The 3,900-nt window shown below is 69.3% G+C and carries 4 protein-coding genes; 3 read left to right on the forward strand and 1 reads right to left on the reverse strand.

From position 1 onward, the window contains the following. A partial coding sequence (locus tag QCN29_RS36550; protein WP_279931962.1) for an adenosylhomocysteinase occupies positions 1-315 on the forward strand: 315 nt, incomplete at its 5' end. 389 nt (positions 316-704) lie between these two features. Further along, positions 705-1,319, forward strand: a complete 615-nt coding sequence (locus tag QCN29_RS36555; protein WP_279933562.1) for a hypothetical protein — start codon at positions 705-707, stop codon at positions 1,317-1,319. Between the two features lie 48 nt (positions 1,320-1,367). Here the strand turns inward: QCN29_RS36555 and QCN29_RS36560 are convergent, their stop codons facing one another. Then, positions 1,368-2,288: an RDD family protein gene (locus QCN29_RS36560; RefSeq protein WP_279933564.1), complete on the reverse strand. Its 921-nt coding sequence runs from the start codon at positions 2,286-2,288 to the stop codon at positions 1,368-1,370. Between the two features lie 139 nt (positions 2,289-2,427). Here QCN29_RS36560 and QCN29_RS36565 point away from each other — a divergent pair, with 139 nt between their 5' ends. Then, positions 2,428-3,435, forward strand: coding sequence for a stage II sporulation protein M (locus QCN29_RS36565; protein WP_279933565.1), 1,008 nt, complete (start codon positions 2,428-2,430; stop codon positions 3,433-3,435). Positions 3,436-3,900: the final 465 nt, after the last annotated feature.

The raw sequence follows: 3,900 nt of genomic DNA on the forward strand, positions 1-3,900 counted from the left end.
ACCTTCCCCGGCGGCAAGGTGCTGATCGTGCTGTCGGAGGGCCGGCTGCTGAATCTGGGCAATGCCACCGGTCACCCGTCGTTCGTGATGTCGAACTCCTTCGCGGACCAGACTCTGGCGCAGATCGAGCTGTTCACCCGGCCCGAGGCGTATCCGACGGATGTGTATGTGCTGCCCAAGCACCTGGACGAGAAGGTCGCCCGGCTGCATCTGGACTCGCTCGGGGTGAAGCTGACGACGCTGCGGCCGGAACAGGCGGAGTACATCGGCGTCGACGTCGACGGCCCCTACAAGCCCGACCACTACCGCTACTGACCCACACCCCCGCCACCCCCGACCGGGACGGCACGCACGACGCCGTGAGCGCCCTCAGCACGATGGCGTCGTCGACGGCTCACGCCGCGCCGCCCCGCCGGGCCGGCCGGAGCCGTGACGCACACCGTTCGACGTGTGTCGTCGACATACGCCGCGGCTGAACCCGGCCGCGGCACCCCGTCCCGCCCCGTCTTCTGCCGGCGGCCTGCCGGCAGAAGACGGACGACCATCCAGCCGTCGGCGGCATCGGCAGGCCCCCGCACCCCCGTGTCGGGGGCCTGCCGCTACCCGGCACCCGATGCGCCGTACAGGTCCCGTACCGCTTCCGGGAAGACCGCCGGCTCCGGGAAGACCCGCCGGCGAGCGCCACCGCACAAGGACACGCCCCCATGCCCCGTGGCCGTTATTCGCTCCACGATCCGCACGATCACACCCCCCTCGGCGAAGAACACTTCCAGTGCGCCCCCGGCCCTTCCGGCTGGCGCTACGTCTCCCAGATCACCACCCCCTCCGGCGACCACTCCGGCTCGGTCGACCTCGCCCTCGACGAACTCGGCCGTCCCCTCCGCCTTGAACTGCACACCGCCGACTGGCAGGTCCGTGGCGCCGCCCTCGACGGCGTCACCTGGGTCAGGACCGACCCAACCGGCGCCCACGCCACTGAAGGCAATGTGCGCGCCCATGCCTTCACCGGCAGATCCCCCGCATTCCTCGTCGCAACCGCCCGCCTGCTGCGCCTCACCCCCGATTCCCCGGCGACGCGCGTACGCCTCGTCGCCTTCACCGATCCCGTCCTCGCCCCCCTCACCGTCGACCAGTCGTGGGCCCTGGTGAAGAGTGAAGCGCACGCCACTGACAATGGGGCCCTGACGGTGGACGAGTACCAGGTCAGCCTCCTGGACACCGGAGAACAGCACACCGTGCACATTGCCGGCGACGTGGTGCTGGCCGCACCCGGCATCGAGCTCGAAGACCTCGAATCGCCGCCGTCCCACTTCCCCTGAGCTGCCCGGCCTCCCCTGAGCCACACGGCAGCCGGCCCCCGAGCAGAGTCAAGCAGGCGGCGCGAACCCTGTGGTCGGCGACTTCTCCGCGCCTGCCCCCGCCTCGGGCGCCGCCTGTCCCGCAGGGGCAGCGGGACGCCGGACAGACTTCTCGACCGCCGCCTTCTCCACCGCCGCGGCCACACCACCCCCCGGCGCATACGACGAGCCCGCCCCACCAGCCCCCAGCGTCCGCCGCGCCTCACGCGACTGCCGTTCATACACCACCGCGGCCAGATACTCGGCCGGCGGCACTCCCTGCGGCACCGGAGCCCCCGTCCGCCCCGCCACATCCGCGGCGAGCCGCCCAGCCATCGACCCGCTGACCGCCGGGTCCAGCTGGCGCATGCGCATCAAGTACTGACGTATGGCGAGCCACAGCTCATCGGGCACATTCGACAGGTCGAGCTGGGCGAACCGACCGATGAGCCAGGGGGGCGGAGGCGGCACGCCCATCGCCCTCGACGCCGACGGCACCCGCTCCCGGACCACCAGCGTCCCCGCGAGCACATCGCCGACCCGCCGCCCTCGTGCGGAGACCAGAGAGGCGATGCAGGCGACCACCCCGAACGTCATAAGGATCTCGACCATCCCGACGGCCCCCCGCACCAGCGCGTGCCGGAAGCGGATGGGCCCGCCGTCGTCGCGAACGACCCGCAGCCCGCAGGCGAGCTTTCCAAGGGACCGCCCATGGCTCAGTGTCTCCACCGCTATCGGCAGGCCCACCAGTATCAGCAGGAAAGTCGCTACCGACACGGCCGCAATGGCCGCGTCGTCCAGCGACGCCGTCGCCACCGCCAGGCCCAGCGCCACCATCAGATAGACCGTCCACACCACAACGAGATCGATCACGATGGCGAGCGCACGGCTGGGCAGCCTGGCCGGCTGAAGCCCCAGCACGACGGCGTCCCCCGTCACAAGCCCACTCACCGTTGTCCGCCCGCCCTTCGCGTCGGCCTTCCCTGCCCCTGGAACCTCGCTCTTCGATCCTCAAGTCTGCCAAGCTGGCCGACGGCGCGCCGCAGCCGTACGGACCGTATGCCCCCAGTGCCTGGAGCAATCGCCGATCATGGACCTCGACGTCTTCGTGACCGCCCACCGTGCCGAGTGGGAACGCCTGGACGCTCTTCTGAAGCGAGGCCGCCGGTTGTCGGGCGACGAGGCCGACGAACTCGTCGCCCTCTACCAGCGCACCGCAACCCACCTGTCGCTCATACAGTCCCGTGCGCCCGACCCGCTGCTCACCGCCCGGCTCACCCAGCTCGTGGCGCGTGCACGCGCCGCGGTCACCGGGACCCGCCGCGCCTCCTGGCGCGACGCGGTCCGGTTCCTCACCGCGGGCTTCCCTGCCGCCGTCTACCGCACCCGCCACTGGTGGATCCCCACCGCGGTCCTCTCCACGCTCCTCGCCGCCGTGATCGGCTGGTGGATCGGCACGCACCCGGAGGTCCAGGCCTCGATCGCAGCCCCGCAGGAACTCCGCGAGCTCACCCGACCGGGCGGAGGCTACGAGGCGTACTACTCCAGTCACCCGGCGACCTCGTTCGCCGCCCAGGTCTGGACGAACAATGCCCAGGCGGCTGCCATGTGCCTGGTCCTGGGGGCGTTCCTATGCGTCCCGGTGATCTGGATCCTGTTCCTCAACATGCTCAACCTGGGAGTCGGGATCGGTCTCATGGCGTCGGCCGGCCGTCTCGACACCTTTCTGGGCCTGATCCTGCCGCACGGCCTGCTCGAGCTCACCGCAGTCTTCGTCGCGGCGGGAACCGGGCTCCGCCTCGGCTGGACGGTTGTCGACCCAGGTCCCCGAACCCGCCGTGCGGCCCTCGCCCAGCAAGGTCGAGCAGCCATCGGCATGGCGATAGGCCTCGCCCTGGTCCTCTTCGTCTCCGGAGTGATCGAAGGCTTCGTCACCCCCTCCGGCCTCCCCACCTGGGCGCGCATTGCGATCGGCATCGCCGCTGAACTGGCCTTTCTCGCCTACGTCTATATCCTCGGCGGCCGTGCCGCCCGCGCAGGCGAGCAGGGGGACTTGGACGAGTCCGACCGAAGCGCGGAACTCCCTACAGCCGCCTGATGTGCATACGACCCCCCTGACCTGCTAGTCTCCTCTTCGCCCGCCGGACCCGTTGACACGGGAGCAGTGGGGAGGTAGATTCAAACGGTTGCCCGGAGTGGACAGGATCCAGTCGGCGCAGCTAGCATCTATCTCGCTCTCATCGGAAACGTAAATTTCCATAGAGCCTTCCGAATCTTTATCCGGGACTCAAGGCCGATTGGCTCGGCCGAAAAGCCTCTGATAAAGTCGGAGCCGCCGGAAAGGGGAAAGCGCGAAAGCGCCGGAACCGGAAGGCGAACCCCTTCCGACGGGGAATCGGACGCGAAAGAGTCTGATAGAGTCGGAAACGCGAAAAGCGAAACACCGAAGGGAAGCGCCCGGAGGAAAGCCTGGACCGGTTGGTCGGGGTGAGTACGAAGGAAGCGTCCGTTCCTTGAGAACTCAACAGCGTGCCAAAAGTCAACGCCAGATATGTTGATACCC

This window comes from Streptomyces chengmaiensis (genome assembly GCF_029846775.1).
GTDB classification, from domain to species: domain Bacteria; phylum Actinomycetota; class Actinomycetes; order Streptomycetales; family Streptomycetaceae; genus Streptomyces; species Streptomyces chengmaiensis.